Source organism: Flavobacterium sp. (assembly GCF_028689845.1).
Taxonomy (GTDB): domain Bacteria; phylum Bacteroidota; class Bacteroidia; order Flavobacteriales; family Flavobacteriaceae; genus Flavobacterium.
This window is the reverse complement of the sequence record NZ_JAQVCH010000043.1, coordinates 1-16,828: the sequence shown is the minus strand read 5'-3', so window position 1 is coordinate 16,828 and position 16,828 is coordinate 1. Positions and strand designations below refer to the sequence as shown.

The 16,828-nt window shown below is 33.0% G+C and carries 18 protein-coding genes; 13 read left to right on the top strand and 5 right to left on the bottom strand.

Annotated features, from left to right (window positions below; genetic code table 11):
• The first annotated feature begins 329 nt into the window (after nucleotides 1–329).
• The 13 genes from PHR76_RS12305 to PHR76_RS12245 all read left to right on the top strand — a co-directional run bounded on the left by PHR76_RS12305 (nucleotide 330) and on the right by PHR76_RS12245 (nucleotide 11,643).
• A complete protein-coding gene (locus PHR76_RS12305; protein WP_300063176.1) occupies nucleotides 330–1,076 on the top strand; it encodes a hypothetical protein in 747 nt (248 codons plus the stop codon).
• Nucleotides 1,069–2,289, top strand: a complete 1,221-nt coding sequence (locus PHR76_RS12300) for a hypothetical protein (RefSeq protein WP_300063174.1) — start codon at nucleotides 1,069–1,071, stop codon at nucleotides 2,287–2,289. The genes PHR76_RS12305 and PHR76_RS12300 overlap by 8 nt, the downstream gene beginning before the upstream one ends.
• Nucleotides 2,290–2,353: 64 nt before the next feature.
• The gene (locus PHR76_RS12295; RefSeq protein WP_300063172.1) at nucleotides 2,354–2,596 is read left to right on the top strand and encodes a hypothetical protein; all 243 of its coding nucleotides are present in this window, start codon (nucleotides 2,354–2,356) and stop codon (nucleotides 2,594–2,596) included.
• Nucleotides 2,589–3,074, top strand: a complete 486-nt coding sequence (locus tag PHR76_RS12290; protein WP_300063170.1) for a hypothetical protein — start codon at nucleotides 2,589–2,591, stop codon at nucleotides 3,072–3,074. Before PHR76_RS12295 ends, PHR76_RS12290 begins: the two co-directional genes overlap by 8 nt.
• Nucleotides 3,071–4,192 carry a type II secretion system F family protein gene (locus PHR76_RS12285; protein WP_300063139.1) on the top strand — a complete coding sequence of 374 codons (1,122 nt, stop codon included), beginning with the start codon at nucleotides 3,071–3,073 and terminating at the stop codon, nucleotides 4,190–4,192. Before PHR76_RS12290 ends, PHR76_RS12285 begins: the two co-directional genes overlap by 4 nt.
• An 81-nt stretch (nucleotides 4,193–4,273) precedes the next feature.
• A complete protein-coding gene (locus tag PHR76_RS12280; protein WP_300063136.1) occupies nucleotides 4,274–4,708 on the top strand; it encodes a type II secretion system protein in 435 nt (144 codons plus the stop codon).
• A 209-nt stretch (nucleotides 4,709–4,917) separates the two neighbouring features.
• Entirely contained in the window at nucleotides 4,918–5,196 is a 279-nt protein-coding gene (locus PHR76_RS12275) for a hypothetical protein (protein WP_300063133.1), read from the top strand.
• A gap of 2 nt (nucleotides 5,197–5,198) precedes the next feature.
• Nucleotides 5,199–6,602, top strand: coding sequence for a GspE/PulE family protein (locus PHR76_RS12270; protein ID WP_300063130.1), 1,404 nt, complete (start codon nucleotides 5,199–5,201; stop codon nucleotides 6,600–6,602).
• A gap of 3 nt (nucleotides 6,603–6,605) precedes the next feature.
• Nucleotides 6,606–8,507, top strand: a complete 1,902-nt coding sequence (locus tag PHR76_RS12265) for a type II and III secretion system protein (protein WP_300063126.1) — start codon at nucleotides 6,606–6,608, stop codon at nucleotides 8,505–8,507.
• On the top strand, nucleotides 8,508–9,692 hold the full coding sequence (locus tag PHR76_RS12260) for a hypothetical protein (protein ID WP_300063123.1): 1,185 nt from the start codon (nucleotides 8,508–8,510) through the stop codon (nucleotides 9,690–9,692).
• A complete protein-coding gene (locus PHR76_RS12255; RefSeq protein ID WP_300063120.1) occupies nucleotides 9,685–10,209 on the top strand; it encodes a hypothetical protein in 525 nt (174 codons plus the stop codon). The genes PHR76_RS12260 and PHR76_RS12255 overlap by 8 nt, the downstream gene beginning before the upstream one ends.
• Nucleotides 10,193–11,149, top strand: coding sequence for a hypothetical protein (locus PHR76_RS12250; protein WP_300063117.1), 957 nt, complete (start codon nucleotides 10,193–10,195; stop codon nucleotides 11,147–11,149). The genes PHR76_RS12255 and PHR76_RS12250 overlap by 17 nt, the downstream gene beginning before the upstream one ends.
• A complete protein-coding gene (locus PHR76_RS12245) occupies nucleotides 11,149–11,643 on the top strand; it encodes a hypothetical protein (protein WP_300063114.1) in 495 nt (164 codons plus the stop codon). The genes PHR76_RS12250 and PHR76_RS12245 overlap by 1 nt, the downstream gene beginning before the upstream one ends.
• Nucleotides 11,644–11,919: 276 nt before the next feature.
• Here the strand turns inward: PHR76_RS12245 and PHR76_RS12240 are convergent, their stop codons facing one another.
• From PHR76_RS12240 to PHR76_RS12220, 5 genes are all read right to left on the bottom strand, one after another.
• The gene (locus PHR76_RS12240) at nucleotides 11,920–12,576 is read right to left on the bottom strand and encodes a hypothetical protein (protein ID WP_300063111.1); all 657 of its coding nucleotides are present in this window, start codon (nucleotides 12,574–12,576) and stop codon (nucleotides 11,920–11,922) included.
• A 46-nt stretch (nucleotides 12,577–12,622) separates the two neighbouring features.
• Nucleotides 12,623–13,246 (bottom strand): ATPase, encoded by a 624-nt coding sequence (locus tag PHR76_RS12235; protein WP_300063106.1) that lies wholly within the window; start codon nucleotides 13,244–13,246, stop codon nucleotides 12,623–12,625.
• Between the two features lie 263 nt (nucleotides 13,247–13,509).
• Nucleotides 13,510–14,436 carry a transcriptional regulator gene (locus PHR76_RS12230; RefSeq protein WP_300063103.1) on the bottom strand — a complete coding sequence of 309 codons (927 nt, stop codon included), beginning with the start codon at nucleotides 14,434–14,436 and terminating at the stop codon, nucleotides 13,510–13,512.
• A gap of 260 nt (nucleotides 14,437–14,696) precedes the next feature.
• The gene (locus tag PHR76_RS12225) at nucleotides 14,697–14,984 is read right to left on the bottom strand and encodes a helix-turn-helix domain-containing protein (RefSeq protein WP_300063100.1); all 288 of its coding nucleotides are present in this window, start codon (nucleotides 14,982–14,984) and stop codon (nucleotides 14,697–14,699) included.
• Nucleotides 14,985–15,071: 87 nt separating this feature from the next.
• Nucleotides 15,072–16,631, bottom strand: coding sequence for an AraC family transcriptional regulator (locus PHR76_RS12220; protein WP_300063097.1), 1,560 nt, complete (start codon nucleotides 16,629–16,631; stop codon nucleotides 15,072–15,074).
• Nucleotides 16,632–16,828: the final 197 nt, after the last annotated feature.

Genomic DNA, 16,828 nt, shown 5'->3' with positions numbered 1-16,828 from the left:
CACCATAATCATAACTATTTCCTGTCCCTTTTACTTCATCATCTTTTTCTTTCCCATTAAAACCGTAGCGGTAGACAGAGTTTGAGCCGTGGCGGTTTGGCACTAGCATACCAAAAGGATAGTAATCGTTATACTGCTATTGTCACTATTTGTATGAACGTATGTCAAAAAAAGCTATAAAAATAAATGCTCATCAATGTTGATTTCAACTATTTCAAAGATAAAAAAAATATGCAACTTTGCTTAGTGTTAATTTTTTTATTTTATCTGTTAAAGAAAACATAATTAAAATATTTGTGTTATTTTCGGCACATTATAATTGCTAAATAATGAAAGTTAAGTATTTTGCTCTTTTTGTAGTCCTTTTTCTAACAGCAATGTTGTCTTCTTTTAAAGATCCAATTCAAAAAAAGAAAATTACGGATGTTAATTTTAGGTATGAATTTTTTACCTCATCCAAAAAAACAAATATACAACAGGGACGGATTTATTATTGGTTTAAGGCGGGGGCGATTCATACTACAGAAAATGGGAGTGCAGGTGAACTTTTACATTCAGGGTTTGAAAAATTCTATTTGGACAATCAACTGGCCGAAAAGGGATCATTTTCGTATGGACAAAAAGAGGGTTCGTGGAGAACCTGGCACAAAAATGGTCTACTGGATACCAAACAATATTGGCAAGACGGTCGAAAGCACGGTGCGTTCTTTAGTTACAATACGAACGGAGTTTTAGTAGAAAAGGGGTCTTTTAAAAAAGGAAATAAAAATGGAAGATGGATTAATTTTATTAAAAAAGACACCATACTGTATAAAAATGGAGTTGTCTATATTAAGAAAGTGAAGCTCACTAAAGAAGAGAAAAAAGCAGCAAAAGAGGTAAAACTTAAATTAAAGGAAGAACAGCAACTTGAACGCAAAAACAATAAAGAAGCAAGTAAGAAAGCGCGAGAATTAAAAAAAGAGAATAAATTTCAAGAAAAAATAAACAACCAATCAACAAAAAAGGATAATTCCAAAAAAGAAAATTTCTTTAAGAGGTTGTTTGCAAAAAAAGAGAAAAAACCGAATGCTTAGAGCAAACAGTCTTTTATACGCGGTGTACATCTGTCTAATCGTCTCTATTTTGTGTGGGGCACTTTTGTATTATGCTAATCTCTACAACCAGTTGAATCTTTTTTACAACACTAGAGAAGATTTATATATTCAAAATCAATCTGCAGTCAATTTTGCATTGGGAAATTCGTTGTCGGATATAAACGAAAGTTTGGAATCTCCTTCTGGAGTTAGTTCATCTATCCATATAAAACCACATGGACTATTGGATCTTTTGTTAGTACAGAGCTCTATACATACAGATACTATTACTTCAGCACATTTCGTTGGAAGATATGGAACAGAAGATTTTGCTATTTACCTCTCCAATTTCAGTAAAGGCCTTTCTTTTGGTGGTCAAGTGAAACTCATTGGCAATAAAAAATTACCCACGAAGCACATTCGAGAGGAATACTTGAGTAACACCGCTGGTAAACTAATTAGTACAGGTGACGTTGCTTTGTCGGATATAATTATGCCTAAGATTGATTCAAGATTTGCTACTCTTTTTAATCATTCGTTTACCCAGAAGATAAGTTTAAAGGATGTGGTCAAAAGGAATGATTCAGTTTATTTTAATTCTTTTCTGAGTGAGACAATTGAAATTGAATTGTTAGAACCTTTTTTGAATAATGTAGTTATTAAGGGGAATTTTGTTTTAAACGCAAAAGACTCTATTGTAGTAGGATCGAAAGCAGTATTAGAGGATGTTATTTTGAAAGCGCCCGTTGTTCGTTTTCAAGAAGATTTTAGCGGAAATGTTCAGGTATTTTCTACAAAAAAAATTAATTTGGAACGAGGCGTTCAATTGTTGTATCCTTCGGTTTTATGTCTTAACAACAGTAGTTTAGAAAAAAGCCAAATAAAAGTAGGTGAAAATTGTAGGGTTTATGGGGCGATTGTTCAATTTGGTAACAAACTCACCAGAATAGAGGAAAATGAAACTATATTGAAAGAGAATACTTTATTAGTTGGTGATATATACTGTTCTGGTAAATTGATGGTAGGGGGGAAGGTTTATGGTTCTATATATACCAATCGATTTTTTCACAAAACTGATTTTGGAATTCATAACAACTGTATTATTAATGCCGAAGTGGACTGTTCTAAAAGACCCAAGTACTTTGTTTCAGTACCCCTCCTCGAAAACACCAATATACAACCACGCTATGCCATACAAAAAAAAGTGCTTTGATTGTGCTGCCAATTCCATTTTGGAATCAGTAATTGCATTGAGTCTCATTTCAATCTGTTTATTTGTGGCGCTATTGGTGTATACTAATGTTTTTTCGATGCGAACCTCTTCACCATTTTACAATTCAAAAAATAAAGTAGATGAAACTTTTTTTTTACTGCAAGTTCATGAAGATTCCATTAATGAGGAAGTTCAAACGATTGAAGAAGAAGAATTAAATGCTTATTTGAAGAAAGTTATGATTAAGCCAAAGGACAGCTTACTTTATAATCAATCGAGCATTTATTACATACAAATTAATGAGTGATTCTAAGCAAATACCGGCCTTTTCTATTATGGAAGCTGTGGTTGGAATGGTAGTCATGGCCATTGTGATGGGAATCGTATTTATAATATTCAGTATTATGTCAGAAAGGATGTTGGATTTTAAGAATCAAAATCAATACATAGCCGATATGAATCGATTGAAGTATTCCATTAATAAAGATATTTTTGAAAGTGAGAAATTGATTGAAGAGGACAATGGTTTTTTATTTTATGATTATACTGGAAATAAAGTGGTCTATAAAATACAGGAAGATTATTTGTTACGAGAAAAAGTGGATTTTATCGATACTTTTAGAATTCCCGTTCGGCATCTTAAAATAGATACCATTGGTAGAAAAAGTAGAAAAATAGTTTTTCAAAGAATTGAAATGGACGTTGAAGTAAATAAATTGCCTTTACGTGTTCGTTTTTTTAAAAAGATAGAAGCAAATGAACTCCTCAAAACCCTCCTAAAATGAGTTTAGATTTAAGTACGTATAAGAAGGAGAAAATAACTCAAACTGAATTTAGAGTAACGACTAAATCACTCGATTTTTCGAAAAAACTTTCAGATAAGAAAAAAGAAATTTTTTATAGAGAATTGGGAATGTTGCTTAGGTCCGGTGTTGATTTTAAAAAGGCACTAGAAATTTTAGGCAACCAATCTACTTCAAAATTGGAGAAAACACTACTTTTTGAAATCAAAGAAAAAGTGGTGCATGGAAAGAGTATCTACGAAGCAATGATGACTTCCGGACATTTTTCTCCCTATGAATATTACAGCATCCAGATTGGTGAAGAGACAAGAAAGTTAGAAGAAGTATTGGCAGAGTTACAGAAATTTTTTAACAGAAAGATTCAGATGCGTAGGCAAATTATTTCGGTATTGACTTATCCTGCCATCGTTATGTTAGTGACGGTATCTGTTTTGTACTTTATGTTGAACAAAGTGGTACCTATGTTCAGTTCTGTTTTCAAGCAGTTTGGCAGCGAGTTGCCTAAGAGTACTCAAATTATATTAAAAATATCCAACCATTCTGGAACCCTATTTTTAGTGTTACTCTTACTATCAGTTGGTTTATTTGCGTTTCATTTTTTTATGAAAGAAAAAGAAGGGTATCGGAATATTACTTCCAAGCTGGTGTTGAAAATTCCTTATTTCGGAAATTTAATTCGGAAAATATACCTTTCTCGGTTTTGCCAGTCTATGCATTTGTTAATTACTTCGAAAACCACTTTGATTACTTCGCTTTCACTTACGTCCAAGATGATTGGTTTTTTTCCTATAGAAAAATCTATTGAAGCCATTAAAGGAAATGTGACTAGGGGTATTTCATTGAGTGAGAGTATGAAGGAACATCCGGTGTATGAAAATAAAATGGTTTCTATGGTTGAAGTGGCCGAACAGATTAATGAGTTAGATACTATGTTTGGTAGACTTACCGAACAATATAATGAAGATGTAGGTCATCAAACTAAAATGATTGGCGTAGTGCTTGAGCCTTTGATTATCATTTTTATTGGCATTATTGTAGGAGTCATCATGATTTCCATGTATGCTCCTATGTTTGATTTAAGCAAGATCATAAAGAATTGATTCTAAATAAGAATTATTTTATAGAAGATGTAGGTAAAAACTTTAAAAAAATTAGTTAATTAGTAGTTTAAAATAATAATTATGAAAAAAAACAGTAAAAACTATTGGAAATTATTTAAGAGCTTAACGGCAAAAGCCTATTCAATGACCGAAATATTAATTGTTCTTTGCATAATAGGAATTATTCTTTTGATGGTATTACCCAATCAAACGTCTGTCATTAGCCAAGCTAAAGCAATTGAGGCTCAAGCAATGTTAAATCAAGTATATGGGTTGCAAAAGAGTCATTTCTATCGGTTTTCCAAATATTCACCCAATATTGAGGAATTGGGTTTCGATCAGGAAGTGACTGTTGATGAGGGAGGACAAGCTGTATATAAGGTTGAAATTATTGAAGCCTCTACTAGTTCTTTTTTGGCTAGAGCTACTTCGGTATCTGATTTGGATGGTGATGGTGCCTTCAATACATGGGAAATTGATGACAAAAAGATGTTAACTGAAGTAATAAAAGAATAGTGACTATAGTACTTTATATTGTGATTTTATTGTCTTTGGTATCCCTAATTTTTCAGGATTTGAAACACCGGCACATCCATGTTTTGCTACCTGTACTTCTTTTTGTAGCAACTGTGTTCCTTTTAACGATTGAATCGCGTTTTGATTATACAGTTCTCTTTTACAATATTGCTTTTTTTCTTCTGATTTTTTTCTTTTTAATTATTTATATGAGTATAAAAAACAAATCCTTTCTCAATCCATTCACCCATTATTTTGGATTAGGTGATGTATTGTATTTTATATCAATATCCGCTGTTTTTATACTTCATAATTACATTCTTTTTTTTATTTTATCTATGTTGTTTTCCATTGTTTTACAGCAGCTATTCAAAAAAAGAATGAAAGAGGACACCGTTCCTTTGGCTGGGTTTTCAGCCTTACTTTTGCTATTGTTTATAAGTTGGGATTTGTTCTTAGCGGATTCACCTTTTACTTTAATACGATAAAAATGCAAGAGATAGTAATAAGCTCGGAAAATCTGCATCTCATTACAAGTGATATGGCCAATCACTATAAAGTCCTGCCCAAAAGTCAGGATGATGAAAACATCATTTTATTTGTCGATGCATCGCATAACAATCAGGATATTAAGGACGAATTGGACCTGTTATTAGGCAAAAAAATTGAATTAGAATCGTATTCTGCAGTAGCTATTGAAAAAGCTTTGTCTATTTATTATAGAAAAGACCGCTCCGTTGCAGCAACTAAATCGTTGAACGTTGATAAGACTGATTTTTTAGATAATTTGCTTTATGAAGCCAGATCTTTGAAAAGTAGTGATATTCATTTTGAGGTGTATGAAAATAATGCGAGAATAAGATACAGGATTGACGGACAGTTAATTGAGCGTTATAAGGTGGAGCGAGAACAGTACCTTGAGTTGATTAATAAAGTAAAAATTAAAGCCAAGCTCAACATTACCGAAAAGCGATTACCTCAAGACGGTAGGATTACCAATGAATTTTTTGACATTAGGGTTTCTATATTGCCTACGTTGTTTGGAGAAAAAATTGTAATGCGTTTATTGGGTCAGGATGCATCCAATATTGATTTGACTGCTTTAGGTTTTCAAGAAGAAGAACTAAGGTTTTACATGGAAGCAATAAAAAAGCCAAACGGAATTATATTGATTAGTGGGCCTACAGGTTCAGGAAAAACAACTACGTTGTATGGCACATTGAAATTATTGAATGATAGTAAAAGAAATATTGTTACCGTTGAAGATCCAATTGAATACACTTTAAAAGGAATCAACCAAGTGCAGTTGAAAGAAGATATTGGACTTACTTTTGCTACTGCATTAAAATCATTTTTACGTCAAGATCCCGACATAATAATGTTAGGGGAGATTCGGGATCCCGAAACGGCTTTGATGGCCATTAGAGCTTCACTAACGGGACACCTCGTTTTGTCAACAATACATACGAATTCAGCAATTGGAACTATTTCTAGACTCATTGATATGGGTATACCTTCATATCTTATTGCAGAAACCCTTAATCTTTCCGTGGCACAACGCCTTTTAAGAAAACTATGTTCTGAATGCAAGGTGGAGGTTGATTGTGACCCAAATGATTTTCCACTTCAGTATCAATTTCCTTATGCAATTAGTACTCATTATAAACCTGTGGGTTGCAATCAATGTTATCATTCTGGATATAAGGGAAGAACGGCAATTTATGAAGTGTTAAATATTGACTTCAAAACGGCAAATGCCATAAAAAATAATACGCTAAACGAATCTTTTATTGATAATAAGGATTACCAGTCCTTATCGGATAAAGCGTTTGACGTCCTTGCCAAAGGAGAGACTTCGTTGGAAGAGATTTATTCAATTTTAATACACATATAACTAATGTTTAAAAAGGTACTTTTTGCTTTTGTCGCACTTCTTTTTACCACAACGGGTTTTAGTCAAGACACCAATGAGTTAGAAATGAAATTAACGCAACTAGCACAGCAAAAGAAAGGAATCAATGAAGTCATTAAAATAGATGTTTCCGGACTCACATTACATGATTTTATTACCTCGATTGCTCAAGAGCATGAGTTGAACGTAAGTGTAGATCCCTTACTCAACCAGCCAATAGTCAATAATTTTTTTGATGTAACTGTTAAGGATGTATTTATATTTTTAACGCTAAAGTATGATTTAGAAGTTGCTTTTTCAAGTAACATCATAATTTTCAAGAAAAAGGAAAAAATTACGGTGCTTCCTCAAAAAAAAACCAAAATCATTGACGTTACCTATAACAAACAAAATGATTTTTTATCGGTAAAGTTAGAGAATGACTCTCTTCCCAATGTGGTTCAAGCTATTATTGACAAATCGGGCAAGAATTTGATTTTAGCTCCCGATATTAAAGGACAACTAGTATCTGCCTATATTTTAAACAGGCCGTTTGACCAAGTTATTGAGATGATGTCAAAATCAAATAACTTGATGGTTACTAAAGATGAAAACGAATTTTATTTTTTAGAGCGAAACACGCAACCCGTCTCGGCAAATACAGATCGAAATCAGTCTAAAGGAAAGCCAGCAAAGAATGACCGGTTGTCTAATGAATATTTAATAGAGTTAAATGAAGCGGGATTTTTGAATGTGAGAGCTAGTGGCGCCGATGCTGCAGAATTAATAATTGAAGCAGCAGAAAAACTGCATGTAAATTATTTTCTGTATAACAAGCCTGAAAATGAGAAAACGTCTTTATGGGCTAATAATATATCATTTGACGATCTCCTCCTTCATGTTTTTAAAGGAAAAAAGTATACCTACAAGAAGCAAGACAATTTGTACTTAATTGGCGAACAGATTACAGAGGGTTTAAGAGCCACTGAGATAATACAGTTAGAAAACAGATCTATTGAGGCCGTTTTGGTTTCTTTGCCTAGAGTGTTTTCTGAAAAATTGGAGATAAAGGAGTTTGTGGAACTCAATGGACTTGTGGTATCTGGTGCTAAAACCATCGTGGATGAACTGCGATTGTACATTAAACAAATTGATAAAGTAGTACCGATGGTTCAGATTGAAGTAATCATCGTCCAATATAATAAATCCTATGATATACAAACAGGAATTAAAGCAGGTATTGATAAAAATAATATTTCACAGACGAGTGGGGTTTTATTTCCTACTGCTGATGTTAATTTGAATGGATCATCAGTAAACAGTTTAATTGATGCATTTAATGGTCTTGGTTTTATGAAGCTCGGTAAAGTAACGGATGCTTTTTATCTTAACTTACAAGCGCTTGAAAATAATTCGATTATTAAAATTGAATCTACTCCTAAAATTGCTACCATTAGCGGTCATGAAGCTAAATTAGCCATTGGTGAAACAAGTTACTATTTTGAACAAAATAATCAATTAATTAATAATGGTATAACCAATAATATTTTGCAGTCGGGAACTTGGAAGTCAACGGATGCCAATTTGAGTGTATCAATAAGGCCTTATGTTTCAACAGATGAAAATGTTACGTTGAATATAGTGGTGGAAAAAAGTTCTTTTTTAGCACGAGCTGGTGCCACAGCACCACCAGGAAAAGCGACACAGAAATTTGAATCTTTAGTACGGGTAAAGAACAATGAAATGGTCCTTTTGGGAGGGCTGGATGAGTTGCAAAAAGAAAATTCTGGCTCTGGTGTACCTTTGATTTCAAGAATCCCTGTTCTGAATTGGTTTTTTAGTAGTAAGAAAAAAGCTAAAAGCAATTCGAAACTTCACTTGTTTATTAAACCTTCAGTAATATATTAAATGAAAGCTATTTTAGATAAAATCATACCTTTTAATAATTTAAATATTATTCAGGTTTTTCGTCAAGAAGAAGAAACTTTTTTTTATTTTCTGAGTACGAAAAAGAATAAAGACAGACTGTCTGTATTAGAAGTTAAAACATTTCCAAGTTTGGAATCACTTCAAAAAGAGGTTGATATTAAAACGCCTTTAATTCTAATAATAGATGGTAAAGGGGTCTTGCATAAAAGAATAGATTTTAAAAATGAAATAGACTTAAATTGGATTAAAAATTTAGACTATACTACCTTACATCACACTACTTATACCAATACAAATTATCAGTTTTTAAATTTTGTAAGGAAAAACGTAGTAGAAGAAACTATTGCACTATTTCAAGGATTAGGATATCAAATTGTAGATTTTTATATTGGAGGAACAATAGCAGTATTATTGAATGACTCTTTACAAATGGGGACATTAATGTCTAATCGCTCTCTTCTGAATTTTGAAGATGAAGAATTAATAGAAGTGAATAAATTACAGGAGGATGAAAATAAGACGTACACCTTTGGAGTTTCGCAGATTTCAAATTTTCATTTGCCTCTATATGCCGCTGTAGTTCATTTCTATTATCAACAACGTTCTATATCTAAAAGCAAAAGCGTACACATTAATAGTGATGAGATTCTATATAAAAAAGCATTTAATACTTTTGGTATCTTTATGTTGTGTGGTTTTTTACTTACTTTGTTACTAAGCTATTTTGGAATTCAATACTTCACAAATGAAAATGCAAATCTGAATATCGAAAGTGTCTATTCCAATCAATCCTATCAACTGTATGAAAAATTGGAAAAACAGCATGAACAAAAGAAGAGAGTTTTAAAAGAAACTGGATTTAGTTCTTCTCATTTTTTATCCTTTTATCCCTACGAAATTTCAAAAAACACTCCCGCTGCCATTAAATTGTCTGCACTAGATGTGTTTCCCTTAAAAAAAGAGGTCAAAGTAAATGAAAAAGTATGTTTTGAAGCGGGAATTATTTTACTGTCTGGTGAGACACGAAATGAAATGGTATTTAATTCTTGGATGGAAAGTTTGCGAGCGCTGGATTGGATTAATAATTTTGAAATTTTATCCTTTAAGAAAGATAAAAAGAACAATTCTCAATTTGAGATTAAAATAGTATTGAAAGATGTTTGAAAACTACTCTTTTAAAATAAAGTTGAAAGTTTTATTGATTCTATTTGTAATGCTGTCTGTTGCGGCCTATCGAAGGTCTTATAGCTCTTTGATTGAGTCTTATCAAGAGTATAAGACCTTATCGGAAAAGGTGCTACTGATGAAGTCAAAAACCACAAATCTCGATAAGCTGCGATATGAAATAGGAAGGCTAGATAAAATAATAGGAAAAGAAGGTGTAAATAGAGAAAAAGTACAACAAGGCATTGTCGGGTTTATTACTGAGCAAGGCAGTACAGTACAAATTAACGACTTAAAAACGATTCATGAATTTGTTGAAGAAAATTATAACATATACACCTATCAATTGGATCTTTTAGGTAATTATAATCAACTGGCCTCTTTGTCCTATGCTTTTGAAAAAAAATTTGAAAACTCAAAAATTGTGAGTATGAAATTTTATGTTGATAAAAAAAATAATAAATCGGAAGTTTTACATTTAAAAATGATATTTCAAAATTATGAAAACACTAAATAGAATACTATTGATGGCGTTAATTTTGTTAGCGTATGGCTGTGAGGATATTTTAGAGGAGGATATAACAGACGACTTTATAACGCTTGTTTCTCCTTCTAATAAGGAACAAATAATTAGTAATGTCGTTAATTTTCAGTGGCAAACTCTAAAAGGAGCAAAAGAGTATAGAATTCAAGTTTTCTCAGAAAATCAAGCTATTATTCTTGATTCCTTAGTTGGTGCCAATAGATTTACTTTTCAAATGGTTCCTGGTGCTTTTCAATGGAGGGTAAGAGGTGAAAATTTTGCCTACACTTCTTCCTATTCCTTTACCTCTTCTTTTTCTGTAATTGAATCGGATAACCTTACGAATCAACAAGTCATTTTATTAAGTCCTAATGTAAATTACTACAATGCAACTTCAATTATTTTTAATTGGCAATCGATAAATGTGGCAGACACCTATAATTTTGAATTAGTTAATGTTACTAACGGTCAAGTAGTAGTGCATCAAGCTGAGGGCTTAACTACCAATTCAATTTCTTTAAATAGTACTGTGCTTTCTGATGATGCTGAATATACTTGGAAAGTCAAAGCTTTAAATAGCTTGCCTTCTGCTACCCAATTTGCTAGTAGAAATTTCTATATTGATCGGATTAATCCTAATCAACCTGTCAATACATTTCCTTCAAACAATTCGTCTCAAAATACCGCACAAACCATTACATTTACATGGAGTATTCCCACCGATACAGGAGTCATTCAATCTGCAATAGCTTATGTGATTGAATTTTCGAACGACGCCAATTTTTCATCTGTTTTTCAAACATCAAATGCTCCAACAAATTCATTTCAACAAATATTTCAATCCTCAGGAGACTATTATTGGCGTATAAAAGCAATTGATAAAGCAGGAAACACAAGTAATTATAGTAATCCGTTTAAGTTTACAATTGACTGATGGCAAAAAAAAAAATAAATATTATTTTGCTGATTATTGTAATCGGGTTATGGGGATCTGTTACTTATAGATTTGCTAAACCTTATTTTATAGCAAATGATATCGGTACGATAGCTAAGAGTGCACCTACATATTCTGACACAAAAATGCCTTTTAAAGATACTTTTGAAATGAAAACAATTCAGAGAGATCCTTTCTTAAATCGTTTGGTTAATAACCCAACTGTTTCAAAAGTGAAGTATCCATTAAAGACAGGATCTCCTATTCTAAAAAAAGAACCTACGGTAAAAAAACCTGTCCCATTTATAGAATATTATGGCTACATTAAATCAGGTAGCGGACAAGGAAAAGAATTAATCATGATTAAAAATAATGGTGTACTTTTTAAACTTAAATTAGGAGAAGAACGAGAAGGACTAAAGGTTTTAAAGATATTCAAGGACTCTGTGCAGTTTTCTTTTAATAAGGAAAAGTATTTTGTTCGAAAAAAATAGTTTTCAAGCTGTTATATAAATGGACTTCGGTTTAGTGCCTTTTAGAGATACTACTCTAATTACAAATTAATTTTCTAAATGCACGTCATAACAAAGATAGTTGAATCTTCAACAGTTACACCATTTGTACTAATGATACATACAATTCCAGTACAGTAATTTGCATATTAAAATCTAAAGGTATATTTACTGCCGCTTGAAAGGGGAAGGATTTAAAGGTACATTTTTTCACTTTTAAGTTATATTTACTTTTAATATAGGTTAAAAAAATTTCAATCATTTGTTACCAGAATTAGGATTGTATCTTCTTTCATTATTTATGGTTTCGATATAATATGGAAGATCGTACAAGTAAATGCTGTTCTCGGTTTCTTTATACTTTCTTGCTATTTCGACAAATGCTATATGGTTGCCATAAGTTATTCCACCTAATATGTGTTGAATATAGATGTGCAGGGCTTTTTCCCAATGCTTTTTTTTGCATCCGATTGTAAATTGCCTGCAATAAATTCTCAAAATCATTTTATCGTTTAAGTGATTGTCCCAAGGAATAAAAAGTAGTTCTCCTCTATTTAACATTATATCTGGAAAAATAAATGGTTTTATCTTTTCATTTATCTCACCCCATAATTGAGGACTTGGTTGTATGAAAGCCGTAATCTTCCATCCTGAAATTTCAGGTGCTGCATCTACAAGTTTTATTACCTCTCCGTAAAAATCAGGGTCGCTGTCTGCGGAAATTATAAGCTCTGCGCTTTTTTTTCCTTTCTTGTTTTGCACTATTAAATAAATTAGGTTTGGACAATAGTATCCTAAAAATTCTCCCAACCAATATAAGGCGCTTTCCTCTTTTTCATCATCTTTGTCTTTACGATTACTAAGCAGGTGTTCGTTGTCTTGGAACCAGTTCCAGAAGTTGTTGATTTGTTTCATTTTTAAAGTTGTTTAAAGTTGTTATTGTCTAAAGTTGAACGTGGTTCTAACGTTTGTCTAGAGTTGATTTATCGAAAGCGATGAGGTTGCACATAGAACGGAGTCTGGAACGCACGCGATTGCCATAGATGGTTTCTATTTCAGATGCTGAGAGATTCGTAGTAAGATGTGTTTTAATCTGTTTGGATATAAATATATCGTAACGCGAAAGAAGGATTTCTGCCATTACGTTGCATTCGTTTCCGAAATATTTCAGGTTGTTTTCGATGCCTAAATCATCAAAACAAATTGTTCTGGCTTCTGCGTGATAAATTTTTCCGATGCTGTACTTATGTATGATTTGGTATCCTTCTTGAATGAATTCAAAACCAACTTCTCGACACGTTTTGACATAGAACTTGTGTTCTATGGGTGTGAGGTGTTTCATTAGGTTCATCAATGATGTTTTTCCGCTACCAATTGGGCCTGCTAATAGAATGCCTTTCGAAAGATCAATATTCCATTGGCAACAACTGGCTTCGTCTTTTAGGAAATAGGCGATTAATTTGTGGATGATTGGATAATCCGTTTCAAGTATTTTGAAATTAGTGCCGTATAGTTGAATCCCTTTGGTTTCGAGCCAAGTTGTGACTTCTTCGTAGTTGTAACTTGATTTTATATTTAAATCCATATTTGATGGTTTTATTGTCAATTGTAGCTTTACGGATTAACCGCAAAGTTCACAATGATTTTACTTCGTCAACTCGACCTTTGGTCTCGGGTCGCAAGGTTCGCTAAGTTTGAGATACTGAAACAAGTTCAGTATGACAAGGGAAAGGTTATAAGGATTATTATCCATTTTTACTTTTAAAAATTAACCGCAAAGTCCGCAATGATTGGCGCAAGGTTCGCTAAGTGTGAGATACTGAAACAAGTTCAGTATGACAAGGTGGGCTAAAGTGGTTCTGCATAGTTTTTTTCAGTGGTTGCGTTTAGTTTGTTTGTGTTTTGTGGTAATGGGTGTGATTCTTTGGTGAATTTATTTGCATTGAGTATCCAATTTTGGGCTGCTGCTTTCCAGTTTTGCATGGGCGTTCTGCCTCCGACCAGCCATCCGATGCTCGCGAAATAGTTAAAAAATTTTTGGGCTTCTAGGTCTGGAAAACTCTCTTGTTTGAAGTAGTCCTGAACTTCTGCTATCGTTGGAATTGAAGTTTTGTTGGTTTCTGTAGCGTTAAGTCCAGGCAAAATGTAATGGTTTTTAATCGGACTTGGTTTCGGGTTTTCTGGTGGCCCCTCTTCTTGTAGTTCTTTCTTTTTTTTGCGCCACTTTTTTTCTTTGTTTGCTATGTTACTTTCTTTAAAGTCTAAAACTTCTTTATTTAAATTTTGGGGGTGCTGCCTTTTGTTTAAGCCCTTTATACTCTTTAGATTGTTTGAATTGTTTGTATTGTTTATATAAGATACCAGTGCTTGTTCAGTACTTGTCTGCGAGTTGGTTACCGACTTGTTCACTACTTGTTCATCACTAGTGTTTAAAATAGGTTCATCTATTGGTGTTCTCTCTGCTTTGGTTTGCGGTTTTAGCATTTCTGAAAAACTGAACATAATTACATGGCTGCCCTTAAAGGGATTGAAGGAAGGTTGGTAGTTTATGTAACCTAATTCATGTAAATTTCTTAAGCACTTATGGTAGGTTGCTTTGGAACTGATTTTACTGATGCGCATTAGTTCGTCTCTACTTATGCTAATGGGATTTTTGAACCGGTTGCAGTTCCAAAATTGAAATAAGGCAATATACAAGCTTATGTGTGTTGGATTAAGTGCTTTGTCTGCAACTACTTTTTCAAAGAAGCCGGTAAGGTGTTTGATGTAGTTCATGTTTTTTAGGGTTAAGGGTTTAGGGTTAAGGGTTATGGGTTAGATGTTTAAATGTTTAAATGTTTAAATGTTTAAATGTTTAAATGTTTAAAAGTTTAAGTATTTAAAAGTTTAAAAGTTTAAAAGTTTAAGGTTTGGGATTTTGGTCGGTTTTGCGCAATCGCAGATTTCACAACTTCCGTTGCATTTTTGGTTTTCATTGCTCATGTGTTAAGGAACTATGGTCGTTCTGGATTTTTGTTTAATGGGAATTTGCACTCTTATTTAAAAAGTGTGGGGATGGCGTGCACTTTGTTTTTACTGAGGAGTTTATCAATGTCTAGCTGGTCGTAGTAGATAATTCCGCCTACTTTAGTGTAGGTCAATGTTCCGTTGATGCGAAGTGTTTGTAGTGTTCCGGGTGAGATGTTAAGTAGTGTTCTGACCTCTTTGGATTTAAGCCATTTTTTTTCAGGTTGGCTGTTCTTTGTTAAAAGATTCTTGAGGTCTTGTAGAAGTGTAAGTCTGAATTCGGTTAAATCTTCTTGGGTAATGATTTGCACTGCCATAACGTTTGTTTTAATTGGTTATGGTGCAAAATTGCGGGTATTGGTTGTATTTAGTTCACAAGTTGAACCAACTTGGAAAAAAAAATATTATGTTTCTTTCAATGTCCTTTTTAATTCAGAAATAAAGAGGGTAGAAGTCATCCCTGTATAAGATTTAAAAGCGCGTGCAAAATTTTGTGTTGAACCAAAACCCACTTCTTGACCAAGCGCTTTTTGCGTATAGTTTCGCACGCGACTGTCTGTTTTTAATTGTTCGATTAAATACTCGATTTTAAGGTCGCACATATAGTCTATTGTGGTTTTTCCTGTTGCATGCCATACGATTTTGGGGATGTATCTTGTATTGGTATCCAATAACGCCGCCAATTTGACTTGTGTCAGGTCTTTCTGCAGAAATTCTTTTTTTTGCTCGAAGCGTTGCATGTTTTTTATAACTGTTTCAACGACTTCTGGATTTATATCTGAAAGTGCTTCCATCATTGTTACTGGATCTGTATTTGGTTGTTTTTTAGCTTTCGTCATTAGTACTTGAAACTTTTTGCGGTATTTTTTTCTAAAAATAGTGTAGCGGTACAACATAATAAAACCCATAATGCTCATTGATACAATGATTATTAACTTGGTGTTGTTTTTTCTTCTTAGTGATTTTTCAATTGCAGTTTTGGTCGCTGCTAGTTTTGTATTGTCGTATTCCTTTATAACTTTGTTTGCCAAATAATATTTGTTGTCATTTAAAAACTGATTTACTTTCAACAATTTTTTTACGTATATTAATTCAGCCTGCTCATTCTTATTGTTGTTGTAGTGTTCGATTAGGAATTCATAACTTTCACGAATGTCTTCACGCATGTAATTATGGGTTTGAAAAATTTGGTCTACTTCTTTAAAATACCCGATTGCTTTATCATACTGTTCTAATTTCCAGTATGATTTTCCTACGTAAAACAAGGTGGTGGCTTCATTTGCAAAATCTTTTTTCCTTTTGATAGTTGGCATTGATTTTAAAAGCATTTTAATTGCTTCGTAATATTTTCCTTTCGAAAACTGATTTATGCCTTCGGAGTTGATAAAATATGGAATCATTTCAATGATTTCGAAATCCTCACTCGCTTTTAGTCCCGTTGCATTCATCAATGAGCACTTATCGAAATTACCTATTTTATTGTAGCAGATACCAAGAGAATGTATCGTATTTAGATAAGCTCGGTCATTTTCCTCGCTGTAATATTTCATGCATTGTGTAAAAAGTGCAATTGCTTCATCGTAGAAACCAATATGGTATTTGGTAAGTGCAATGGAGTACTTGACCATATACTTAGCATCACTATTATCGGTCCTAGAAATATAGTTGTCTGCTCGAAGATAGTAGTCTAATGCTGTTTTAAGTTCTTTTCTGTCGTAGTGTACAATGCCTTTTGTTAAATAGGCGCTACCCATTAACAAATCATCCTTTGTTTTTTGTGCGGCCACTACCATGCTGTCTGCGAAGGCTAAACGAAATTGTCTTGGACTTTTGCTTATAAGTATTTTATATACAGTGGCAAGCTGTCGTTGATCCGCTTGCAGTTTCGCTTTTAGAAGCCAGGCTTCTAGATAAACATGAGTACGTATGCTGTCTTTCTGATTTAAATTTACTGCATCACTCAAGTATTTGAAACTTTTGGTGTCTAGGCTATCTGTTATATAAGCATTGTTTTGTTGTGCACCTGCGTATTGAAAAAGTGTAAATCGTCAGCAAAAAGTGTACTGATTTAGACAAAAACTAAGAGAGTGTTTTCAAAACCCTTAACTTTGAAATAGTATGAAAACACCGAAGAAAAAAACAGCCGAGAATTTCATTAAAG